This window comes from Polynucleobacter sp. AP-Reno-20A-A9 (assembly GCF_018882085.1).
GTDB lineage: Bacteria > Pseudomonadota > Gammaproteobacteria > Burkholderiales > Burkholderiaceae > Polynucleobacter.
This window is the reverse complement of the sequence record NZ_JACVPB010000007.1, coordinates 64651-86169: the sequence shown is the minus strand read 5'-3', so window position 1 is coordinate 86169 and position 21519 is coordinate 64651. Positions and strand designations below refer to the sequence as shown.

Here is a 21519-nt window from a genome sequence, read left to right as displayed (position 1 = left end):
TATGACAGAGCAAGAAACTACTAAACCCTGGTTTAAGCAATTGTGGCCATGGCTTTTAATTAGTGGACCAGCTGTCGCCATGATTGGCTGCGCTATTACTATTTACTTGGCTGTGAATCTGTATGCAGATAAACCATTGCGTGATGGCGTAGTGAAGCAGGGCCTTAAAGTTGAGCAGCTTAAAGATGCGCAGGCAACAAAATGAAGTACCGCCTACTAATCTGGATTTTGTGGCCCTCATTTTTGGTGGCTGGCATGGCAGAAGGCTTGTTATTTACCGTAATCCACCCACAAGAACTTTTATTTTTTGGCTATCACCCTGATGTTTCTGATGAGGGTATTTATACAATCGGGTTCTTTGTGATTTGGACCTTCTGCGCCATCTCTAGTGCGCTGACTGCTTATATCTTGCCTGGGATTGAGTCATCCGATAGCAAGGAAGTCGACCGCGGCTTAATTTAAACCTGTTTGATTGGGATTTCTGGGCTTGCGCAGCCGTGGCGATCCGGATTTGGAATGCCCGCCAGTTCGTATAGTCCGCCCATATCGATGAGTTTAATATGGCGCTGTTTGATTTGAATCAGGCCTGACTCTGCAAAGCGTGACAGCATGCGACTGACGGTTTCAATTTGAATGCCAAGATAGCTGCCTATATCATTACGACTCATACGCAAGTCGAATTCATTATTAAGGTAGCCGCGTGCAGCAAGACGTTGCGAGAGGCTTAATAAAAAGGTGGCCAATCTTTCTTCTGCACGCATCGTGCCAAGTGATAGTAGGTGGCGTTGATCTTGAGTCAGCTCTCGACTCATAATTTTATGGAACTGATGTTGTAATACAGGAATCTGTCGAGCCAAATCTTCAAAAGCATCGTAACGAATAATGCAGACTTCACTTTCTTCAAGTGCAATCGCATCGGACTGATAATGACCTTCACCTATACCATCAAGACCCAGGATTTCACCGGGCAGATGAAAGCCAATCACTTGTTGTCGACCGTCTTGCAGACAGAATTCTGTTTTAAGGGTGCCAAAGCGAACGCTATATACGGAGCTGAGTGGATCGCCATGACGGTAAAGGCTTTCTCCCTTTTGTAGGTGAACACGCTCTTTTACCAAGGTGTCTATCTGGGAAACTTCACTACTGTTTAATCCAACCGGAAGGCAAAACTGACCCAATACGCATACTGAGCATTTGCTAGTTGGGCTATCGGTAGGTTTGTAATTCATATTCGGTCTGGTCTATGGGATCAGTTTATTCTATAAGTATGAGGATTATCGCTTTCACCTATTTTCTGTTGATTTCATGCTAACAATCAGTCTGCTTTTAGCTGTTTTCTTGGGAGCCCTTCTGAGCGGTTGGCACTGCGCTCTGATGTGTGGTGGGATAGCGGCTGCCATAGAGCGGCCCAATACCCTAGAGGCCCCTTTAAGGCCTAAATCAGAGCTTTTTTGCCTGCAATTGATCATGCATTTGGGGCGTGTAACAACTTATGTCTTATTGGGCGCTCTTGCCGCCTCATTGGGGGTGGTGGTTTGGCAACAAAGCCTGATTCCAATCCAGCGCCCCTTATTTGCTCTGACGTCCCTGATCCTCATTTTGATGGGAGTGCGTCTGCTCAGAATAGGCGGATCGGAAGGCTTGCTTGGTGGCAAATGGTTAAGCGCAAAAATTGCAGCTTACTGGGCTAAATACTTGGGTGGTATGGCCAGCGGTCCTTCGCGTTGGTTTAGCGGCATGTTGTGGGGTTTAGTGCCGTGTGGATTGGTCTATAGCGTATTACCAATCGCATTTTTATCGGGTGACGTAATCACTGGTGCCGCACTGATGTTGGCATTTGGTTTGGGTACATTGCCTAACTTATTACTGATCTCTAAATTTTCAGCGGCACTCACTCAGTTTGGACAATATTTATGGGTACGATATTTGGCTGCCGCACTTCTATTGATTGCAGGCGGCTTTGGTTTATATCGCGCTTGGGTTTTGCCAGAGGCCTTATTAAAAGGTGGCTTCTGTGTTTCTTAAGTCGCTCTTAAGCTGTTGCTGCTTCTATGCCGGAGATCAGATCTGGATAGAAGGCATCTTGCGGTAGCGTCGACAGAAAGTTGCTGCGCTCCGCCATTTCTAGTGGTTGATGCGCTAAGCCGCAAATGATTAATTGAATGTTACGAATCTTGCACAGATGCGCTAACTCCATAATCGTATCCATGCCAGAAGTATCGATATAAATCACATTCTTTAAATCCAGCAGGAGTGTTTGCGTGGGCAAGTTTGCTTCAATCTTTTCGAGGAGTTTTACTGCTCCAAAAAAGATGGCACCATGAATACGATAAGCATCAATTCGACCCTGCTGATTACTCAGTTCCGGGTAATCACTGCTCAGAGCGGGCTCGCAGCGCGATAGGCTGGAGATACGATAAATAAAGGTAATAAAGGCGAGCAGCAAACCTACTTCCACTGCAATCGTGAGATCTAGTACAACAGTAAGAATAAAGACACTCAAAATAGTGACTCGATATGGCAAGCGGAATTGTTTCAGATCGATAAATTTCTGCCAATCACCCATATTCCAGGCCACATACATCAAGATGGCAGCAAGGCTAGCTAAAGGAATGTTTTTAGCAAGTGGTGCCGCAAACAAGACGATCGCCAGCAAAGTTGCCGCATGCACGAGACCGGCGATTGGTGTGGAGGCACCGCTTTCTACATTGGTTACTGTGCGGGCGATTGTGCCGGTCGCTGGCATGCCGCCAAAAAATGGAATGGTGAAGTTAGCAATACCCTGAGCTACCAGCTCTTGATTTGACTCATGGCGATCATGAATGAGACCGTCAGCAATACGTGCGCAGAGTAAGGATTCAATTGCGCCCAATAAGGCGAGTGTCAAAGCTGGAGCCACCATATATTGAGCGTTATCCCAGCTCACCGGAATCCATTCAAAAGCGGGGAGTCCAGATGGAATCCCGCCAAAGCGACTGCCAATTGTATCTACCGGTAAATTAAAAATGCTGGTGACGATCGTTGCTACCACCATTGCTACAACTGTGCCAGGAAGATGTGAGAGCCAGCCTAAGCGATTCTGAAAAACCTTCCACAGAATTAACAATGCAAGGCTTCCACAAGCTAAACCCAGCGCAATTGGGTTAAAGGTATCTGCGGCTAAGTAGAGCGTATGTACTGATTGAAAAAATTGAGCCGGCATTTTTTCAATTTGAAGTCCGAAGAAATCTTTGACTTGAGATAGCCCAATCAGAAAGGCAATGCCATTAGTAAAACCAACAATGACCGCAATCGGAATGAAGCGTACTAGCGTTCCAAGGCGGAATACCCCCATCAGAAATAAAAATACTCCTGATATGGCTGTTGCCAGCAATAAATTAGGGACGCCATAGCGCTCCACAATGCCGTAAACAATGACGATGAAGGCCCCAGCCGGTCCGCCGATTTGTACGCGGCTACCTCCAAGCAAGGAAATAAGCCCGCCAGCAATAATGGCGGTAAAAATGCCTGCCTGGGGTTTGAGTCCGCTGGCAATTGCAAAAGCCATGGCCAATGGGAGGGCAACAATTCCAACTGTTAATCCGGCAAAAACATCCTTTGTGAAAAGGGTGCGGCTATAGCCAGAAAATGAGTCAAAAAGTCGGGGACGAAAAAACATAAGATGTATGTTTCAATGGCCTAAGAAATGCGGTTACCAACCCAGTAGGCAAAAGTCGCACACAAGGCTGTCACAAAACTACCCCATGCAATATCTACGAAAGCTAATTGCGTTGGAAAGTTTCTGACAACAGCGAGATTGGTGAGGTCGTATGTCATGTAGCAAAATAGACCAAACAAAGCACCATATTGCAGTGCATATATCCATGACTGTTTTGATAGTGCCGGAACAATGACAAAAATACAGACACCTAGCGCGTAAAGCAGGTAGAAGGCAAGCCCAGCTAGAAGTTTGGGTTCGCTGGCCATGAGATCGCCCATCTCATTGCGATAGAGGTTCTTTGCGACCCCCAATAGCCACACTAAATCGATTGCAATGAGGGCGATTAAAAACGAGAGGTAGATAGCAAAATTCTTGAGCAATTAAGTTACCTTTATTCTTTTATAGATTAATAATAAGTATTATGATGGAAAGAGTAAATTAGTAGTTCAATTTAAAGGGAGTCAATATGTTTAAGCATTTATTGGTGCCAGTAGATGGTTCAGATATCAGCAAAAAATCCTTGAAGAAAGTCGCTGCACTTGCCAAGGCTGACGGAGCTGCGGTTACATTGGTGTATGTTTCTGATCCTACGCCTCCGATGGTTTATTCAGATAGCACCATGGGCTACGGAATTTCAAAGAAACAGCACGCAGAAGCTTGCCAGGCATATGCTAAGGATGTATTTAAGAAGTCGACAACTGCGCTGGGAGCTGGTGCCAAAGTGAAAAGTCTTCATATTGAAAATAGCAATCTATCTGAAGGCATTTTGGCTGGTGCAAAAAAAGCGAAAGCCGATGTAATCGTCATGGCATCTCATAAGCGTACGGGTATTAAAGGTATCTTATTGGGTAGCGAGACACATGAGGTCATTGTGCATTCCACATTGCCAGTATTAGTTCTGGGTTAATTTACTCGGCATCAAGTGAAAAGGGTCCAGTTGGACCCTTTTTTATTGCAGCAGCATTCCTAAATTGGTTTAGTTGTATTTAATGGGGCTACCCAGTAGAAGCATCTCTCTAGTCAATTGCCCGCTTTCGTTATCACGCATGGACCATAAATCAAGTTGTGTTTTGGAGCCATAGGGATCTACATAAACTCCATTTTTTCTTAATTCAAAATGTAAGTGTGGTCCCGTTGATCTACCGGTTGATCCTACGTAGCCAATTTCTAAACCGCGCCGCACTTCGTTGCCTAACTCAAGTTCTACGTTGTAATTGCTCAGATGGGCGTAATAGGTGTGGTAGTTGCCTGGGTGCTCTAAAACAATCAAATTACCAAAGGCGCCGCTGTAACCAATATGAGCCACTCTTCCATTGGCAACGCTAAAGACGGGCGTACCGATAGGTGCGGCATAGTCAATTCCCATATGGGCGCGGTAACGTTGCTTTGTTGCTGGCGCCTGGGCTGGAGCTGCTGGCGAAGGGCTCTTACTGCGCTTACTGGAGGAGGCTTTTACCATACCAACTCCACGGGAAATGCGGCGATAGCTTAATGGATTGGTCCAAAAGGAACGCTCCAGCGATTCTCCGGTTCCAGTAAAGAAGCCTCCAGGAATGTCGTTGCGCTCCATCCAAAAGGCATTTGCATAGACCTCTTTGGAAGTCGGATCAATAATCTCTACAGCCCAAATTTGCGCCCATCTTTCTCGATCTCCAAAGTCCACAATTAAGCGCACAACGCTATTTGTGTTTTCGAGAGAATTATTTTCTTCAGGATAAATTTGCTTGATCAAGGAATTCAATTCCCAAACTAGTTCTACTGGTAATTGATCGCTTACTTTTCGAGTGTCATACAAGACATCTCTTAAAGGGATGCGAATCTCGGTTAAGCGCTTAGACTCATCTTTGAGATAGTCCTGCTGAATTAAAAACCCACCAACCGCTGATGGTGTGAATGTCCACACTTCAGTTTTGCTATCTTGGATTGGACCATTCATGATGCTCAATGAATCGAAGCGATTGCGACTACCAAAAGCAACTGCGTAAGGAATACAGTCTCCACGCATATGGTCAAAAAATGTTTTGGTCTGATTTTTGAAGAATTCAGCAAATTGACGGTTATCAATTCCAACGCTAGCGGGTAGGCTATCTTCATTAAAGTTACGTCGTAGGCATCCTTGAGCTACACGATAGTCAAGGTTTGCATCACTATCAAGCATCAGCTCATCTGGGGCTTTGCGCTGAAATAGCGATGGATTCAGGCTCATGCTATTGGTTTTTGAGCCAGCACCCGCTGATTTATCTTTAAAGCCAACCTGCCTGCTGGTTTGAACGGTGATCTTCTTACGCGCTTGGTTCGTATTTTGAGTTTGGCTACTTTGAGCTTGGGCCGCATAAGCCAAACCCGGGGTTGAGCTAAGAAAGGCGCAGCCAGACAAAATGATTACTCCCTTAGTAAACAGGGAGCCAAGAGATACTTTTTTATTCACCCCTCAATTATCTAATAATGTGAGAGCGTCTCTGAATAAATATGCTGTACCGCAGCAATTCAGATTGAATCTTGATCTGGAGCTATCTTGAAAGGCGCTAAAACCCGATCCCTTAGCAATGCCAGTTTTGGCACGTCTATCCAAACTCCTCGCACAGCTTGGCGGCTTAATGATGTTGGAAAGGAAGAGGCATATTAACTCTGTTGCGAATCTCATTCTCATAGCGCCTGTTCGGATGACAAAAACTTTGCTCATTTTCACCTTAAGCATTTGTAGTGGAATGGGTTGATTATTCCTTGCTCGGGCTCCTGCCGGTAAATTAAATTCTCGATACAATCAATTTTTGATTAAGGAGTTTTGATGCCGATTATTGAATCCATCCAAGTAGCTTCTGTAGCAGTACCATTGGATAAAGTCACTTCATTTTCTACCCGTACTGTTTCCGAGCGTCATTATTGCCTCGTAAAAGTGCGTGGCAAAGATGGTAACGAAGGCATCGGCTTTTGTTATGTCGGCAGTGCCGGCGGAGATATTGCTAAGCTTGCTGTTGAGCAATTGTTAGCGCCAAAACTTATTGGCCAAAATAGTCACCGCAGTGAAGGCCTCTGGATGGAGATGTATAACGAATCCATTCTTCAGGGTCGTGCAGGTGCAGTAATGCGCGGAATCTCGATTTTGGATACAGCTTTATGGGACTTAAATGCGCGCTCAGTTGGCTTACCTTTGCATCAATATTTAGGTTCAGTGGTGGATGATCGGGTGCCGGCCTATGCTAGTGGCGGCTACTATCTTGAGGGTAAAACTCCTGCCAAGTTAGGCAAAGAAATGGAGTCTTACGTAAAGCAGGGCTTTAAGGCGGTCAAGATGAAGGTAGGGCGCTTATCCCCGTCGGAAGAAGAGGCGCGTGTGAAGGCGGCTCGTAAGGCGGTAGGTGATGATGTATTACTCACGCTGGATGCCAATAATGCCTGGCGCGATCTACCCACTGCTCTCGAGTATGTGCGTCGCTTTGAGGCTTATAACCCTTATTGGATTGAGGAACCTTTCTCGCCAGACGCCATTGATTTGCATGCGGCGTTAGCACGTCAAACCAAAATTAATGTTGCTACCGGTGAGATGGAGGCGGGACGTTGGCGTTTTAGAGAGTTGATTGACGCCGGTGGTGCTGCCATTCTGCAATCAGATGCAGCTGTCTGTGGCGGGATTACCGAGTGGAGAAGAATTTCTGCGTATGCTGATTTGAAGGGTGTCATTGTTTGTCCGCACTGGATGCATGATTTGCATGCGCCATTGGTGGCGGCCACACCCAATGCACGCTTTGTTGAATTCTTCTTGGATGATCAGGTGCTCAACTTCCGCAGATTGATCAATAAGCAACTCACTTTCAAAAATGGGGATTTGATTTTGCATAAAACCCCCGGCTTAGGATTTGAGTTTGATGAGGCTGCTGTGAAGAAGTATGCGGGTAAAGCTGCTTGGAGCAAGATCTCTTAAGTTGAGCAATTGCTATAAACAATAAGGCCCGCTTTAGCGGGCCTTATTGTTTTGAAGATTAGATTTATCCTCTTATCAGGTGCGCCTTAAGAAGATCTAGGGTTGAGTTTGAAATGGGTAATCGTTTGGGTCACCAGAACCAAACCAAACCCAACAAATCCAACTAAGTCTGCCTCTGTGGATGGGTAGGCAAGCGCAACTCCTGAGATCACCATGATGATGCGTTCAAAGATCTTGGTTTTCTCAATGAACCAACCTTGTAGTCCGCCGGCTAAGCAAATAATCCCAACAACTGCTGTAAAGGATACCCAAGCAATTTGCATCCAGTCTGCTTGCTCTAGAGCGCTGGTTGATCCCATCAACAACAGGCTGACGCCTGACTTATCTAAAACAAACATGAATGGAACCAGAATGGCTGGAGCAACATACTTCCAAGTTTGCAAAGTGGTCTTATAGGGATTGCCTTTACAAATCGCAGCCGCTGCAAATGGCGAGAGTGCGGTCGGTGGGGATACTTCAGAAAGTACGGCGTAGTAGAAGATAAACATATGAGCAGCAAATGCAGGGACGCCTAAATTGATCAAGGCAGGCGCTGCAATCACCGCGCAAATGATGTAAGAGGCCGTTACTGGAACAGCAAGACCAACTACCCAAACTACGAGGGCGGTAAAGATAGTTGTTAGCAAGAGTGAGCCGCCAGCGTACTGAATCACAATTGAGCTAAATTTCAGACCAAGACCAGTTAAGGTAACGGTACCCACTATCAGGCCTGCGCCAGCGCAGGTAGCAGCAATTGCCAAAACGCCAGTTGAGCCGGATGCAAGGGCTTTAGTCAGATTGGAGTTATATAGGCCAGACAGAATAGGTTCTTTGCCCTTAAACCACGCCCAAGGAATGATGGCGGTATCTTCACGCAACATGCTTGATAGAGCCGAAACTACTGTTGCCCAGAATACGGACATGACAGGAGAGAAGCCCATCAACATAAACACCACAATGGAGATCAGGGAGAAAAAGTGGAACCAATATTTCTTGGTGAGTTGCCAGGCTGTTTCAGCGGACTCAAAGTGAATGTTTTTCATGCCATATTTGCGTACATCAATTTCTACCATCACAAATAAGCCAAGATAAAAAAGAATAGTTGGGATGGTTGCCATTAGCAACACATCCAAATAGGAGATCTTGAGAAAATCCGCAATCAGGAATGCGGCCGCACCCAATACTGGAGGTGAGATGATGGCGCCAAGACCGCCTGCCGCCAAAAGTCCGCCGGCAGCATTTTTCTCGTAACCCACTTTATCCAGCATAGGGGCTGCAACTGAGCCAACAGTAACAGTGGTCGCAACACCTGATCCAGATGGCCCACCAAGCAAGAAGGAGGACATCACGATAGTTCTACCAACCCCAGAAGATTTTCCACCCATTGCTGCGAATGAGAAATCAATAAAGAATTTTCCTGCGCCAGTAAATTGCAAGAAGGCGCCGAAGATAGTGAAAAGAATGATGAGGGTTGCAGAAACATCAACAGCAGTGCCATAGATGCCCTCAAGAGTCATATACATATACCCGACTAAACGATCAAGGCCATAACCTTTGTGAGTCCAGGGTGCTGGTAAGTAGTTACCAAATAACGCATAGAGCAGAAACAGAACGGTCACTGTGACCAAGATCATGCCATTGGTTCTTCGTACGCTTTCTAAAATCAGAATAATTAATGCAATACCTACCATGACATCCGTAGAGTTGGGCGCAGTATTGCGGTCCATAAAGTCGTCGCCACCACTCAGAATGTAATACGCGATGGCTACCGAGACGAGTGCGCAGACGATATCCCAGGGCATAAGCTTGTTTTTAAATCGAGCAGCAATGGGAAAACTTAGGAATACTAAAAATAAAACCAGAGCAACGTGAATGACTCGCAACTCTTGTGTTGGCACAATCGAATAGGCGGCATATAAATGAAAGAGTGACATGCCTACCGCCACTAGTGTAATAAATTTGGCTAGCAGCCCCTTGTAGTCATTGGAATCGCCTTCTTCTTGCTTGATAAAGGCGTCTAGTTTTTCTTGGGTTTCGTTATCGATAACGTTTTGATTCATGTCTCAACCTCTGTATTAATTTTTATGCACTGCTTTATTTTTCCACTACCGTAAAACAAAAGGGGTGAGATTTACTCACCCCCGATAGAACGTCAACTTAATTTAGTTTGACGTTCTTTTCCTTGAAGTACTTGAGTGCGCCTTGATGAAAGTCAACCGGGGTTGCTTTTGTTTTTTGGTTTTCCAAGCTGACGTTCATGTATTCCTGATGCGTGCGGACCAGATCAAGCTTGTTTTCAAACATGGTTTTGACAATCTTATAAGCTTGATCATCAGGCATGTTGGCATTCACTACTAAGATATTAGCAACTGCTGCAACCTTATTGTCTTTGGCCATACCGCTGTACATGGCTTTAGGAATAATGGCCGTGAAATACAAATTGCCATATTTCTTATTCATGATGGGCACCTCATCGGAGGTGTCTACCATGACAATTTTCATGCCAGGACTATTGGCTAAATCAGTTACGGCTGCAGTCGGAAGGCCGCCAACCCAGAAGAAAGCATCAATCTTACGATCTTTCACGGCATTGACAGATTCAGCCACGCTTAAACGCTCACGCTTGACATCTTTATCCTTGTCAATACCAGCAGCTTCCAGCAAGCGAAACGCCATGACTTCTGTTGCGCTACCAGGGGAGCCAGTGCTAATACGCTTGCCCTTGAGGTCTTTCATAGACTTGATGCCAGTGGAATCGACGGTTACTACGTGCATCAGATTTGGATAAAGAACCACGAGGGTACGCAGATCAACTTTTTTCCCGGCAAACTTACCCTCTCCAATCTGCGCATCTTTAGCGGCATCAGCCATAGAGAAGCCAACATAGGGCTTGCCTGTACCGATGAGGTTTAGGTTATCTACCGAGCCTCCAGTCACTTCTGCGGTAGCGGACATCCCAGGCACCTTGCTTGATAGAACGGAAGCGAGACCACCACCCATAGGGTAGTACACGCCACCTGTACCGCCAGTTGCGATAGAGATGTTTTGGGCGCTAACACTCGCGCAAAGAAGGCTAAGCGATAAGGCAATGGCTTTAAGTAGTTTCATTGTTGTCTCCTAATTATTTTTTTGTAAATTACAAACCTGGCATGCTGAAGTTAATCGCTTTCAGCTCGCTGAGCAGTTGCGCTTGTTGCTCAGCGCTTAACTGCATCAATGGTGGGCGCACTCTGAGCCACTCAGAATCCTTGGTGTAATGGGCTACGGCAGTCTTCATGCCTGCAATCATTTGATACTTGGCAAAAATTCCGCGTACTTGATCCAAGCTTGCTTGACGATCATCGGCATTTGATTCTTTCCAATTCGCCGCCAAATCAGCAATTGCTTTTGGATTGACGTTGGCAGTAGCAGAGATGCAGCCAACACCACCAGCGCGCAAGGCACGCAAGAGGAATACTTCGCTACCCGCATAGACGCGGAATCCTGAAGGAGCTAGTAATTTAATGACTGATTCCGTATAAGCCCAATCGCCAGAACTATCTTTCATGCCTACAACGGTCTTTGGATATTCTTTTGCTAAGCGCTCAAGTAAAGAGAGGCTTAAGTTCACCTTAGTAACGGGTGGAATGTTGTAGATATAAATCTGTAGAGCTGCACTACCTACTTTTTGAATCACTTCGGAAAAGTAAGCGAATAGGCCATCATCAGTGACGTCTTTGTAATAGAACGGTGGCAACATTAATACGCCCGCACACTTATGGTTGACGGCGTGACGCGTCATATTCACTGTGGCATCGATCGATGTTGCGCCGGTACCTGGCATCAAGTGCCCAGGATTTAATCCGCCCTCTACTAATGCTGTTAAGGTGCTCATCTTCTGCGGAGCCGACATCGAGTTTGCTTCTGAATTCGTACCAAAGATGGCCTGCCCAACACCATTAGCTTCTAGCCATTGGCATTGCTTTAATAACTTGGGAGCATCTGGACTGCCGTCCGCCTTAAATGGTGTAATGACAGGGGATAACACCGCTGGCAAGGTGGAAGGGTGCAGAGAAATCGTCATGCTGGCTCCGTTTTTAGTTATTTACTTCAGATGGAAGTGTTTGGTGATTAAAGAAGGCTTCTAAATTATCTACGGCTAAGTTGGTCATAGCTATCCGTGTTTCCGAGGTAGCGCTCCCAATATGCGGTGTTAACAATACATTATCAAGCGTTAAAAATTCATGACTTGGGTTAGGTTCGTTCTCAAAAACATCTAAAGCCGCACCAGCAATCTTTTTATGTTGCAGCGCATATAAAAGTGCTTCCTCGTTCACCACATTTCCTCGGGCAATGTTGATTAAATACCCAGATGGCCCTAAAGCCTCTAGAACCTTGGCATCAACCATCTTGTCCGTATCCGGGGTAGCTGGGCAAGCTAAAAATAAGAGGTCACAGGCCTTGGCTAATTCCTGAACATCTGGGTAATAGGCATAGGGCAAAGATTTTTTATTGGGCCCTGAATACGCTATCTCGACCTTGAATGGTTCTAAACGTTTCGCAAGGTCTTGCCCAATACGACCCATGCCAGCGATACCCACTCGTTTACCAGCCAAGGTGGTGGTGAGTCTAAAGGGCGCTTTTGACCAAGCGGTGCTTTTAACGTATGCCTGAGCCTCGGGTAGTTGGCGAAGTAGGGCGAGCATCATGCCAATAGCCAGTTCGCATACGGCATCATTAAGAACACCAGGAGTATTGCTTGCCTTAATACCTTGTTCTTTCAAATAAGCCAAAGGAAGGTTGTCATAGCCAACTCCACAAGTAGCAACCATGCGAATGCTAGGAATCTGTTTAACCAGGGCCTCGGGCAACTTGGTGTTGGAGCGAATCAAAATCGCCTGAAAGTTACCGGCAGGGGCGGGCGCTTGTGGATCAGGATGATGGAGGGGGGTAAAGCGCCGATCTATTTCTGCCTGCATAATTTCAGGGAAATGGCCAACCTGTAGCACCGAATTGACGGGGATCATGTCTCACTAACTTTTTTATTGAAATAATGACCCCATTGTAAGAGGATTTTTCATTAAAAGTCCTTCCCCTTTTAGGAGAGTATTCATGTTATTTACCCCAGCTGAAACCAAGGTAGTCATTGTCGGTGGCGGCACTATGGGTGCAGACGTTGCTGCCGTTTGTGCGCGCGGTGGCTGTGCGGTCCAAGTGGTTGAGCCTACTACAGAGCGGCGAGCCCTCTTGCCTGATTACTTTGCAAACACCATGACGGATCTTGGTTATGAGCATCGCATTCATTTGTTGTCTGTTGCCGGTTCGCTCGAAGAGGTGGATTGGTCTGATATTGATTTGGTGATTGAGTGTGTACCAGAACGTTTAGACATCAAGCGCGAGTTATTTACCAAGCTAGAGCAATATGCAAAGCCTGAAGCGGTATTGGCGAGCAATAGTACGAGCTTCCCAATTAGTGAAATTGCCAACGGCCTCAAAACAGCGGCTCGCATGATTGGTTTACATTTCTTTATGCCCGCCCATTTAGTGCCTTGTGTAGAGGTAGTCTATGGTGCGAAGACTTCGCCGATGGTGGGTGAAAGCCTCTCCCGTTTGATGACTGCATGTGGCATGGTGCCAGTTACTGTTAAAAAAGATCTTCCAGGATTTTTGGCAAATCGTTTGCAGCATGCTCTATCGCGCGAGGCTTTTTCAATGGTTGATGAAGGCATCTGCACGCCGGAAGATATTGATAAGGCTGTTCGTTTTGGTTTTGGCTTTCGCTATATTGCGGCAGGCCCAGCCATGCAGCGAGATCATGCTGGCCTCGAGGTGCACGGTGCTGGAGGTGCAACTATTTACCCAACCTTAAACAACTCACCAACGATAGCGAAGTGCTTGAGTGACCGTATTGCTAGCGGCAAGTTTGGTATGAAAACCGGCGAAGGCTTCTTTACTTGGACTGCTGAAACGATTAAGGCTGAACGTGAACGTTATCAAAAAGCATTGCGTGCTGGGCTGAAGATTATTCAGAAAGATCTTCCTGAAATTAAATAGCAACCAGTAGTTAAGTCGGTAGCTAAGAAATATCTTTCAAATGCAGTTTGCCAAGGTGCGGGGCGAGTCGATAAGTAATTAGGACGACAGCAATCGTCGCAACCCCGCCAAATATGATGGACGGCACTAAACCGATCATGCTGGCAGCAATGCCAGACTCAAGCGCACCTAATTCATTTGATGAGCCAATGAAGATACCATTAATGGCGCTAATTCTGCCGCGCATATGATCTGGTGTAGTGAGCTGCATGATGCTGCCCCGAATCACTACTGATATCGAATCAAAGCATCCAGAAATAAACAGAAAGAATGCGCAGAGCCATAAATTACTGGAGATTCCAAAGGCGATAATCGCCGCACCAAATCCAGCTACTGACATCAGAAGATATTTTCCTGAGTCATTCAACACAGGTCGTCGAGCTAGGTAGATTCCGGTAAGTACCGCTCCAGCCGCCGGCGCTGTACGCAATATACCCAGGGTTTCCGGGCCTGCATTGAGCACCTCCTTCACAAAGGCTGGAAGAATAGAGACTGCACCACCGAAGAGTACGGCAAACATATCGAGTGCCATGATGCTCAAAATGAGTTCATGTTTTCTGACGTAATGAAAGCCTTCTAAAAAGCTCTTGAGAAAGTGCTTAGATAAACTGCTCGATTTCTCTTGGACAGCGGTAATGAAAGTAATTCCATATAAACCGACTGCGCCACAGAAGGCGGCAAGTAAATACGTCCACTCAAGGCCAGCAAAGCCAATCATGAGTCCACCTAGTCCTGGGCCAGCCACTACGCAAATCTGAAAAGCTGAAGATGCATAAGCGGTGTAACGCGGCAGTTGATCTCTTGGAATGATTTGTCCGAAAAGCGCTTGATAAGAAGGTCTTAATAAAGCACGTCCGATTCCAATAAATGCCACCGCGGTGTAAATCAATGGTATCGGTGGTGTAAGCCAACCCAATGCGATGACCATTAAAAATAATCCGACCGCAATATGAATGAGGCAGGCGATTGCAGCAATCCATTTTCGGGAGTAGTGATCAACCGCATGGCCTGAATATAGAGCCAATGCAAAGTAGGGAATGAGTTCTGCGAGACCAATCAGACCGAGTGACACTACGCTATTGGTGATTTCGTAAAGATGCCAGCCTACCGCTACCATCGTAATTTGATAGCTTAGGGTTGCGCCGATGCGGTACAGCAGTAGGGTTCTAAAGGCTTTGCCGGGATTCATGAATTCCCTCCATTTTAGAGGAGAAGAAGATTATCCTTAAGGGATGAAGAAAATTATTCGAGTATGGGATCTGCCAATCCGCTTATTTCACTGGTTGCTGGTGGTTTGTATAGCTGGAAGCTTTGTGACCATCAATTTGGGGGATGAATTCATTCAATGGCACGCCTATTTCGGCTACAGCATTTTGACCTTATTGATATTTAGAGTCGTCTGGGGTTTTGTGGGATCTACCCATGCGCGCTTCGCATCATTCTTGCCAACTAAAAAAGCGGTTTTTGAGTACTTGAACGGAAGCTCATCTCGCGTTCTTGGGCATAACCCTATCGGTGCTATTTCTGTATTTGCCCTTCTCTTTGTCTTAAGTATTCAGGTGCTGACTGGCTTATTTGTCGATGATGAGGTGTCCTTTCAGGGGCCCTTAGCAAAGTATGTGCCTAGTTCGATCTCTTCATTTTTGTCAGAGATTCATGAAGGCAATCAAGTGGTGATACTTACGCTGATCGCTATTCACGTAGCCGCAATTATTTTCTACAAGAAATTTAAAGGGGAGGATCTAATTAAGCCAATGATTAGTGGCGATAAAGAAATCGACCCAAGCGAAGAGGCAAAATACTTGCCTGCTGACTTGGGTCGGGCCTCCAAAGATGGAGTGCTACAGCGCGGTTTTGCTTTGCTACTTTTAAGCGTGATCGCGGTAGTAGTGGGTTACTTGATTACGAAATAACGATCAGTAAAAATCACTTATTTCTTTTTGAAATCGTCATGGCAGCCTTTGCAGGTTGCTCCTGCTGCGCCAAAAGATTTCTTAATGCTCTCTAAGTCGCCTGACTGAGCGGCCTTATTGAGATCAACAACAGCTAATTGCATTTTGTCTGCGGCAGCTTTGAACTTTGCGTTGTCTGACCACACCTCAGGCTTTGCTTTGCCGCCTTCAGTGCCAGGACCAAAAGCTTGCCACGGGAGCGTGGACATCATTGCTACGATCTCTGCATTTTTACTCACATCGTCTTTGTTATACGGTGCTGCACCCTTTACTACGGCACCAATGCGTCCGAAATGAGTGCCAATGACTGTCATCACGCTTTGACGATATTCAATTGCTTTCTCTGCATTTTGAAATTGAGCAAATGCCGAACCTGCGCCAATCGCTAAAACAGTTGCAGTACCTACTAAAACAAATTTTTGTAGTTTCATGTTTGCTCTCCGTTGATCAATTGGGCCACATATTTTCAGCATATCCCAGAATAGTATTTTTTGCCCGGTTTAAAAAATCATTCTCAGGGGTGTCATGAGTAGATTAATGATTCCTAGGAAAAAGCTGCTGAGGGGCTCCATCCACAGGGCGCCAATAATTCCAGTAAAGACGAGTCCAAGCACAATGAAGAATCCCCAAGGTTCCAATCTACCCAGGGCGATAGATTGGCGCGCCGGTAAAAGGCCAGCCAAAATTCTTCCGCCATCGAGAGGTGGCAGTGGGAATAAATTAAATACCAATAAACCAATATTCCACATTACCCCAGCTTTTGCCATTGAGGTCAGGAAGGGCTCCTCAATTCCAAAGCCCTGGACCATGACCCAAAAGACTGCCCAAATGATTGCTTGCACGAAATTCGATCCCGGTCCCGCCAAGGCAACCCAAATTGAGTCAATTCTGGGGTTTCTGAGTCGCCCAAAATTCACCGGCACTGGTTTGGCATACCCCACCAAAAAAGGGGATCCCGTCAGAATTAAGACCAGCGGAATCAAGAGGGTACCAACAGGATCTATATGTTTAGCGGGATTAAGGCTCACTCGTCCCAACATGTAGGCAGTGTTATCACCAAATCTGCGGGCAGCATAGCCATGGGCTGCCTCATGGATAGTGATGGCAAAAATCAGGGGAATCGCATTAATTGCGACAGCTTGGATAGAATAGTCAGTAATCATGGCAATATGATATCCATAGGAGCTCAAAGTGACTGACGAAAAGAAACCTGATTCAAAAACCCCAGCAAAAGCGCTAGCAGCGAAGCCGCCAGCACGTCCACCCGTCCCAAAAGGACCATCTGGCCCAGCCGGCAGGCCTCAGGCAGGCTTTGGCGGAGGGAAAGGCATGATGCGCAAGGCCGGTCGCGGTCGATAGTGGATAATTACCCTATTCAATAATGTGTTTATAGAGGATTTAGCATGAACGAATGGCATAACGAATCTAAAGAAGAAATCAACAAAAAGATCATTACATTGGTCGTGATGTTGGCTGCTGCTACTAGCTTGGCTATTTTGTTTGCACTGGTTGCGGCTCATACAGGTTACGTATTCGGTTAATCGGTATTAATGACTAGCCATCGCCAACCTGCAATATTTGCTGGCCATGGCAGTCCGATGTATGCCATAGAGCCCAACCGTTATACAGCGGCATGGTCGGCTCTTGGAAAATCATTAAAGCGTCCTGACGCGATATTGGTGATTTCGGCACATTGGGTAACCCGCGGAGTTTGGGTTACTGCAATGTCCAAACCAAAAACAATTCACGATTTCGGTGGCTTTCCACAAGCGCTGTTTGATATTCAATATCCAGCACCAGGTAGTCCTGCGTTAGCGGATCGCATACAAGAATTATTGAACGTCCCCGTTGTGCTCGAAGAGAATGAGTGGGGCATTGATCATGGAGCTTGGTCGGTTCTGAAATACATGTACCCCAATGCGGATGTACCTGTAGTGCAGTTGAGTCTCGATGGTGCGATGTCAGCCCGTGAGCACTATGAGCTTGCCAAACAATTGCGTCCTCTGCGTAACGAAAATATTCTGATTTTGTCTAGCGGTAATGTAGTGCACAACTTACGCACCATTCATTGGCAAGAGGGGGCTGAGCCTTACCCTTGGGCAAAAGAGTTTAATGATTTTTTTGTTTCAGAAATTCGCGCCAATCATCATGAGACTTTGATTGATTGGGAGCGTTATGGTGATGCAGCTCACCTCTCCATTCCAACCGCTGAGCACTATTGGCCAGCGTTGTATACCTTAGCCTTGCAGGGAGCTGGAGAGCAGGTCAAAATCTATACAGACGGAATTGAGATGAGTTCAATTGGCATGCTCGGTTTTTCAATTCAATAACAAGAGTAAATTATGTGGCTTCCTATCTTCGCAATCTTTTTTGGAGCAGGTTTCGGCGCTTTATTAAGAGCTGGCTTTAATTACGCCACCGTAGGTATGGCTTCTTCGTTGCCATTGGGTACTTTTATATCGAACATGGTCGGTGGATATTTAATTGGTATTGCGGTTGCTTTCTTCGGCAACAATCCAAGCCTTTCTCCCGAGTGGAAACTTTTAGTAGTCACCGGCTTCTTAGGAGGTCTAACTACCTTCTCAAGTTTTTCTGCCGAGGTAGTTGGCTTTATGCAACGTGGGGAATTTACTTGGGCTTTGGGCACGGCGCTACTGAACCTCGTTGGCTCCCTCGCTTTAACTTTCTTGGGTATTCTGACTTACCAAGCTCTCAAATAAGATCGGGGGCCTTTAAGCCCCCAATGCCATTCAAAATTTAATTTCTTACTCCGGCTTGATGTTTGCTGTTTTCACAACGGCACTCCATTTGGCGCTCTCAGCTTTAATCAAGCTGGCGAACTCAGCTGGACTTCCTCCGCCAATCTCATTGCCTTGTGAAAGCATGAGTTCACGCAGTTGTGGATCTTTGAGCGCTTCATTTGCGGCTGCATTCAATTTATCAATAATGGCTTTAGGAGTGCCCTTGGGCGCGATTAGACCTTGCCAATTGAGAACCTCTACTTTTGGGTAGCCTAGTTCTGCAAAGCTTGGAACATTGGGTAGCAGGGGCGAGCGCTTTTTACTAGTAATAGCAAGTGGGCGAATTTTATCTGCCTTAATACTGGGAACGGCTGAATACATTTGATCGAACATGAGGTCAACATTGCCACCCATGAGGTCGGTCAGTGCTGCAGAGCCACTTTTATACGGCACATGAATCATCTGAATGCCTGCATTTTGTTCAAAGAGTTCAGCAGACAGTTGGTGGCTTCCTCCGATGCCGCCAGAAGAGAATGTCAGCACCCCTGGCTTTGCTTTAGCAGCAACAACAATGTCTTGTACGGATTTGTAAGGGGAGTTTGGATTGACTACCAATACCAAAGGGCCTTTTTCAATCAAGATGATGGGTGTTAAATCTGTCTCTGGGTTATATCGCAAATTTCCAAAAAGGGTTTTATTGACTGCCATGGGGGCGAAGTTACCCATGCCGATGGTGTACCCATCCGGCGCAGCACGAACAATAGCTTCCGTACCAATATTGCCGCCGGCCCCTGGTTTGTTATCAACCACAATCGGTTGCTTGAGAATGACGCTCATCTTTTGAGCAATTTGGCGACTTCTAGAGTCAGCGCTACCGCCAGCACCATAAGGTACGATGAAATTAATCGGCTTACTGGGGTAATTGCTTTGAGCGGAAGCTGCAGCTGAAAAAATAGCGAGCAAACACACTAGACAGGTTGAAGCTTGTTGAATAAGTCGCATATCTTTTCCTTAAAGCAGACTAAATAAATCCCAGAACGCCTAACGCCCCACCTATGACAATTAAATATAGAGGGTGCCAGCGTGTGAATAATGTAAAGCCGATGGTAGCGAGGGTCAAGACGTAGGCTGCAGCGCTGTGGTTAATTTGAATAGCAATTTGCCATGCGGAAGAGAGAACCAATCCAATAGCTAGTGCTGCTGCTGCGTATTGAATCGATTTCTTTTTGATGGGATCTTGAATACCTAAGATAAAGCGTTGCAAAAAATAAATTAGGATAGATGAGGGCCATGCAATTGCTAGTGTGGCAACTAATGCACCAAGGACGCCATAAATATGCCAGCCTAATAGCGTGACAGTCATAAAGTTAGGGCCAGGCGCCGCTTGCGCTATGGCAAAGTAATCCGAGAAAGTTTGTAGATCAATCCAGCGTTCTTGATAGACAGCTAAGTTCAATAACTCTGGTAGCAACGCATTGACACCGCCAAAAGCAACCAGCGAGAAGGCGGATAGTTTTAGAAAGATGCTTAAAAGCATGCTCATGAACCAAGTGCTTTCTTGCGGGCTAAGAAAAGTGCCAACGGTAAAACTACGAGCACCACCCAACCCAGTCCAAGATGAAAGTAGGTAACCGCACAGATGGTGATGGCAACTACTACCAGCATCAGAGGAAAGCGAAACTCATCGCGCAGCATCTTAAAACCGGTTGAGGCGATAAGGCCTACCCCTACGGCAGATATGCCGCGCAATAGCCCTTTTACTGTCTCCAAATAGCTGTAGTGTTGGTAGAGTGTGGCGAGTAATAGCACTATGGCAATGGGTCCGAGAGTCAGGCCAAGAACTGCCGCAAGCGCTCCTCTTGCTCCTGCAAATCGAGAGCCAACACAAACAGCCAGGTTAACAATATTGGGGCCTGGGACGATTTGGCAAATGCCGAGGATGGCGCTAAATTCCTCAGACGTCAGAATTTTGTCTCGCTCAACCAGGGTTCGTCTAGCCCAAGGAAGAACGCCGCCAAAGCCTGACATGCCAATTTTGCTAAAGCTAATAAATAGCTGTGACGGCGTTAGGCTATTCATCGATATCGATTTTGGTGAATCAATTATTGAGGCTTAAAGGGGTGCGGTACAGGCTTGTTTTCTAGCCATGCTTCTAGAGTTTCTGTAATACCTTTTGAGAAGGTCTCAAAAATTGGTTCAGCAATAAAGCCTAAATGAGGCGTCACTAAAAGATTGGGAGTATTGCGAAGTGCATCTTTTTCTGGAAGGGGCTCAACATCAAATACATCCACTGCCGCTTGTCCTGGTCTGCCTGCGGCCAGAGCCTTTTGGAGATCAGGCATATTGATCAGTGCCGCACGTGAAGTGTTGATCAGAATCGAATCTGGGCGCATGAGTGCTAATTGATCGGCGCTTATCAATCCCTTAGTGCCAGGGCCCGCTACCAAATGCATGGATACGACCTTAGAGGTTTTTAGTAGCTCATCTAAGCTAACAGCTTTTGCATTTTCAGCGGCTGCACGTTCTGGAGTCATACGTGGGCTCCAGGCTACAACTTCCATACCAAAGGCAGCGCCAACGCGTGCCACGCGACTACCAATAGCACCTAAACCCATAATGCCCAAGCGTTCGCCAGAGAGCATTGGTAGGAGAGAAAATGCATCCCGCCAGCCACCAGAGGCAATGAGTTTATTTTCTTCAATCAGACGCTTGGAGGCGCCCAGAATCAAAGCCCAAGTAAGCTCGGCGGTAGTTTCTTTAGAGGGCCCGCCAGGTGTGCAACCCATAGGGATGTTTCTGGAAACTAGGGCAGATGCTTCGAGAGTGCCATTACGTTCACCAGTAAACATTAAAAACTTGAGTTTTGGTAAGCGTGCAATCATCGCCTCATTGAAGGGCGAGCGATCTCTCACAATAGCAATTGCGTCGGCATCTTTTACTGCTTCATATAAGGCTTCATCACGCAAGGGCTCGTGGTGGATGGTGAGTTTAGCTTGTTGGTCTAACTTATCCCAGTTAGAGAAGCGACGTAGAGCGCGCTCATAATCCCCAAGAATAACGATGTTCGGTAATGAAGCCATAAATGAAAAAACT

The 21519-nt window shown here is 46.2% G+C and carries 26 protein-coding genes; 11 read left to right on the top strand and 15 right to left on the bottom strand.

The window, feature by feature from the left end; all coding sequences use genetic code 11:
- Position 1 precedes the first annotated feature (1 nt).
- Positions 2-205 carry a FixH family protein gene (locus ICN39_RS07800; RefSeq protein WP_216233489.1) on the top strand — a complete coding sequence of 68 codons (204 nt, stop codon included), beginning with the start codon at positions 2-4 and terminating at the stop codon, positions 203-205.
- A complete protein-coding gene (locus ICN39_RS07795; protein ID WP_216233488.1) occupies positions 202-462 on the top strand; it encodes a hypothetical protein in 261 nt (86 codons plus the stop codon). Before ICN39_RS07800 ends, ICN39_RS07795 begins: the two co-directional genes overlap by 4 nt.
- Here ICN39_RS07795 and fnr read toward each other — a convergent pair.
- Complete coding sequence (gene fnr / locus ICN39_RS07790) at positions 459-1229, bottom strand: fumarate/nitrate reduction transcriptional regulator Fnr (protein WP_216233487.1); 771 nt, start codon at positions 1227-1229, stop codon at positions 459-461. The two genes, ICN39_RS07795 and fnr, sit on opposite strands and share 4 nt — an antisense overlap.
- A gap of 76 nt (positions 1230-1305) precedes the next feature.
- Here fnr and ICN39_RS07785 point away from each other — a divergent pair, with 76 nt between their 5' ends.
- Positions 1306-2025 carry a sulfite exporter TauE/SafE family protein gene (locus ICN39_RS07785; RefSeq protein WP_216233486.1) on the top strand — a complete coding sequence of 240 codons (720 nt, stop codon included), beginning with the start codon at positions 1306-1308 and terminating at the stop codon, positions 2023-2025.
- 7 nt (positions 2026-2032) lie between these two features.
- Here the strand turns inward: ICN39_RS07785 and ICN39_RS07780 are convergent, their stop codons facing one another.
- Both ICN39_RS07780 and ICN39_RS07775 read right to left on the bottom strand, forming a co-directional pair.
- Positions 2033-3658: a SulP family inorganic anion transporter gene (locus ICN39_RS07780; protein ID WP_216233485.1), complete on the bottom strand. Its 1626-nt coding sequence runs from the start codon at positions 3656-3658 to the stop codon at positions 2033-2035.
- 20 nt (positions 3659-3678) lie between these two features.
- Positions 3679-4080, bottom strand: a complete 402-nt coding sequence (locus ICN39_RS07775) for a DUF2177 family protein (protein ID WP_216233484.1) — start codon at positions 4078-4080, stop codon at positions 3679-3681.
- 86 nt (positions 4081-4166) lie between these two features.
- On the opposite strand from ICN39_RS07775, the gene ICN39_RS07770 reads away from it, so the two are divergent.
- A complete protein-coding gene (locus ICN39_RS07770; protein ID WP_216233483.1) occupies positions 4167-4607 on the top strand; it encodes a universal stress protein in 441 nt (146 codons plus the stop codon).
- Between the two features lie 69 nt (positions 4608-4676).
- On the opposite strand, the gene ICN39_RS07765 is transcribed toward ICN39_RS07770, so the two are convergent.
- Positions 4677-6128, bottom strand: coding sequence for a M23 family metallopeptidase (locus ICN39_RS07765; RefSeq protein ID WP_370623707.1), 1452 nt, complete (start codon positions 6126-6128; stop codon positions 4677-4679).
- Positions 6129-6488: 360 nt separating this feature from the next.
- Here ICN39_RS07765 and ICN39_RS07760 point away from each other — a divergent pair, with 360 nt between their 5' ends.
- Positions 6489-7622 carry a mandelate racemase/muconate lactonizing enzyme family protein gene (locus tag ICN39_RS07760; protein WP_216233482.1) on the top strand — a complete coding sequence of 378 codons (1134 nt, stop codon included), beginning with the start codon at positions 6489-6491 and terminating at the stop codon, positions 7620-7622.
- An 86-nt stretch (positions 7623-7708) separates the two neighbouring features.
- On the opposite strand, the gene ICN39_RS07755 is transcribed toward ICN39_RS07760, so the two are convergent.
- From ICN39_RS07755 to ICN39_RS07740, 4 genes are all read right to left on the bottom strand, one after another.
- Positions 7709-9721, bottom strand: a complete 2013-nt coding sequence (locus ICN39_RS07755) for a TRAP transporter fused permease subunit (RefSeq protein ID WP_216233481.1) — start codon at positions 9719-9721, stop codon at positions 7709-7711.
- Positions 9722-9818: 97 nt separating this feature from the next.
- Complete coding sequence (locus ICN39_RS07750; protein ID WP_216233480.1) at positions 9819-10769, bottom strand: TAXI family TRAP transporter solute-binding subunit; 951 nt, start codon at positions 10767-10769, stop codon at positions 9819-9821.
- Positions 10770-10797: 28 nt separating this feature from the next.
- Positions 10798-11724 (bottom strand): dihydrodipicolinate synthase family protein, encoded by a 927-nt coding sequence (locus ICN39_RS07745; protein ID WP_216233479.1) that lies wholly within the window; start codon positions 11722-11724, stop codon positions 10798-10800.
- Between the two features lie 13 nt (positions 11725-11737).
- The gene (locus ICN39_RS07740; protein ID WP_216233478.1) at positions 11738-12667 is read right to left on the bottom strand and encodes a 2-hydroxyacid dehydrogenase; all 930 of its coding nucleotides are present in this window, start codon (positions 12665-12667) and stop codon (positions 11738-11740) included.
- An 85-nt stretch (positions 12668-12752) separates the two neighbouring features.
- Between ICN39_RS07740 and ICN39_RS07735 the strand changes: the two genes are divergently transcribed.
- Positions 12753-13694, top strand: coding sequence for a 3-hydroxyacyl-CoA dehydrogenase family protein (locus tag ICN39_RS07735; RefSeq protein WP_216233477.1), 942 nt, complete (start codon positions 12753-12755; stop codon positions 13692-13694).
- A 22-nt stretch (positions 13695-13716) separates the two neighbouring features.
- On the opposite strand, the gene ICN39_RS07730 is transcribed toward ICN39_RS07735, so the two are convergent.
- Positions 13717-14922, bottom strand: coding sequence for an MFS transporter (locus ICN39_RS07730; RefSeq protein ID WP_216233476.1), 1206 nt, complete (start codon positions 14920-14922; stop codon positions 13717-13719).
- A 43-nt stretch (positions 14923-14965) separates the two neighbouring features.
- Here ICN39_RS07730 and ICN39_RS07725 point away from each other — a divergent pair, with 43 nt between their 5' ends.
- A complete protein-coding gene (locus ICN39_RS07725; protein ID WP_216233475.1) occupies positions 14966-15646 on the top strand; it encodes a cytochrome b/b6 domain-containing protein in 681 nt (226 codons plus the stop codon).
- A 17-nt stretch (positions 15647-15663) separates the two neighbouring features.
- Here the strand turns inward: ICN39_RS07725 and ICN39_RS07720 are convergent, their stop codons facing one another.
- Complete coding sequence (locus ICN39_RS07720; protein WP_216233474.1) at positions 15664-16116, bottom strand: cytochrome c; 453 nt, start codon at positions 16114-16116, stop codon at positions 15664-15666.
- A gap of 69 nt (positions 16117-16185) precedes the next feature.
- Positions 16186-16848: a site-2 protease family protein gene (locus ICN39_RS07715; protein ID WP_216233473.1), complete on the bottom strand. Its 663-nt coding sequence runs from the start codon at positions 16846-16848 to the stop codon at positions 16186-16188.
- A 28-nt stretch (positions 16849-16876) separates the two neighbouring features.
- Here ICN39_RS07715 and ICN39_RS07710 point away from each other — a divergent pair, with 28 nt between their 5' ends.
- Genes ICN39_RS07710 through crcB form a run of 4 tightly spaced genes read left to right on the top strand, consistent with a single transcriptional unit; the run spans position 16877 to position 18405 of the window.
- Positions 16877-17044, top strand: coding sequence for a hypothetical protein (locus ICN39_RS07710; RefSeq protein WP_158009059.1), 168 nt, complete (start codon positions 16877-16879; stop codon positions 17042-17044).
- A gap of 44 nt (positions 17045-17088) precedes the next feature.
- Positions 17089-17226 carry a hypothetical protein gene (locus tag ICN39_RS07705; protein ID WP_169709848.1) on the top strand — a complete coding sequence of 46 codons (138 nt, stop codon included), beginning with the start codon at positions 17089-17091 and terminating at the stop codon, positions 17224-17226.
- 9 nt (positions 17227-17235) lie between these two features.
- Positions 17236-18015 (top strand): 4,5-DOPA dioxygenase extradiol, encoded by a 780-nt coding sequence (ygiD, locus tag ICN39_RS07700; RefSeq protein ID WP_216233472.1) that lies wholly within the window; start codon positions 17236-17238, stop codon positions 18013-18015.
- 12 nt (positions 18016-18027) lie between these two features.
- On the top strand, positions 18028-18405 hold the full coding sequence (gene crcB / locus ICN39_RS07695; RefSeq protein WP_216233471.1) for a fluoride efflux transporter CrcB: 378 nt from the start codon (positions 18028-18030) through the stop codon (positions 18403-18405).
- A gap of 45 nt (positions 18406-18450) precedes the next feature.
- Here the strand turns inward: crcB and ICN39_RS07690 are convergent, their stop codons facing one another.
- Genes ICN39_RS07690 through ICN39_RS07675 form a run of 4 tightly spaced genes read right to left on the bottom strand, consistent with a single transcriptional unit; the run spans position 18451 to position 21506 of the window.
- On the bottom strand, positions 18451-19428 hold the full coding sequence (locus ICN39_RS07690; protein WP_216233470.1) for a tripartite tricarboxylate transporter substrate binding protein: 978 nt from the start codon (positions 19426-19428) through the stop codon (positions 18451-18453).
- Positions 19429-19447: 19 nt separating this feature from the next.
- Positions 19448-19969 (bottom strand): chromate transporter, encoded by a 522-nt coding sequence (locus tag ICN39_RS07685; protein ID WP_216233469.1) that lies wholly within the window; start codon positions 19967-19969, stop codon positions 19448-19450.
- The gene (locus ICN39_RS07680; RefSeq protein WP_216233468.1) at positions 19966-20505 is read right to left on the bottom strand and encodes a chromate transporter; all 540 of its coding nucleotides are present in this window, start codon (positions 20503-20505) and stop codon (positions 19966-19968) included. Before ICN39_RS07680 ends, ICN39_RS07685 begins: the two co-directional genes overlap by 4 nt.
- A 23-nt stretch (positions 20506-20528) precedes the next feature.
- A complete protein-coding gene (locus tag ICN39_RS07675; protein WP_216233467.1) occupies positions 20529-21506 on the bottom strand; it encodes a D-2-hydroxyacid dehydrogenase family protein in 978 nt (325 codons plus the stop codon).
- Positions 21507-21519: the final 13 nt, after the last annotated feature.